This window comes from Mesorhizobium sp. M2A.F.Ca.ET.067.02.1.1 (assembly GCF_004023285.1).
Classification (GTDB): Bacteria; Pseudomonadota; Alphaproteobacteria; order Rhizobiales; family Rhizobiaceae; genus Mesorhizobium.
The window spans coordinates 1-784 of sequence record NZ_RZSB01001294.1; the positions used below are offsets into that span (position 1 = coordinate 1).

2 protein-coding genes are annotated in these 784 nt (G+C 61.4%); one reads left to right on the forward strand and one right to left on the reverse strand.

Going from position 1 to position 784, the window contains the following annotated elements:
- Window positions 1–319: M20/M25/M40 family metallo-hydrolase (locus EOA28_RS37390; RefSeq protein WP_128315920.1), on the reverse strand; the 319-nt coding region annotated here is incomplete at its 3' end.
- Between the two features lie 221 nt (window positions 320–540).
- Between EOA28_RS37390 and EOA28_RS37395 the strand changes: the two genes are divergently transcribed.
- On the forward strand, window positions 541–784 hold a 244-nt coding region (locus EOA28_RS37395), incomplete at its 3' end, for a serine hydrolase (RefSeq protein WP_348633457.1).

A 784-nucleotide genomic window follows, 5' to 3' on the forward strand; every position in this document is an offset into this window, starting at 1 on the left:
CATCATGGCCGCAGGCATGCATCTTGCCGCGCACGGTCGAGGCCCATGGCTTGCCGGTGATCTCGTCGATCGGCAGCGCGTCCATGTCGGCGCGCAGTCCGATCGTCGGGCCATCGCCCTTGCGGCCGCGGATGATGCCGACGACGCCGGTCTTGCCCAATCCCGTCACCACTTCGTCACAGCCGAAGGCCTTCAGCTTCTCGGTGACGAAGCCGGCAGTCTGGAAGACGTCGAAATTCAGTTCCGGCGTCTGGTGGAGATGTCGTCGCCAGCCGGCGACTTCTTCCTGCATTTGTGCGGCGCGGTTGAGAATCGGCATGATCGGTCCATCTCTCGGTTGATTGGCGGCGGTCCGTTCAGAACCGATGCTCAGCAATTGTGATTGTGTTGAACTTTGCCATTTTGGCGTCACATAGGGTAAATAGCACCGCAACAATGGGGTCCGGGTCGAGGGGCCGGGCCGCATTTATGCTGGCGATGGGTAACGAAATCTTACGGACCCAGTGGCGATTACGGCAAGAGGCGATTTCGGATTTGATCATGCGGCAGAGGCATTTCCTCAACCTGTTGCTGGCGGGCGCGCTGGCGCTTCCGGCGTTTGCCGGCGTTGCGCGCGCCAATCCGGTGGTCCTGTTCGATCTCAAGAGCGGCTCCATTCTGGAGCATCAGGACGCGTTCAAGCGCTGGTATCCGGCCTCGCTCAGCAAGCTGATGACGGCCTATGTCGCCTTCCGCGCCATTCAGGCCGGCGAGGTGGCGCTCGATTCGCCGATCAAGGTGACCA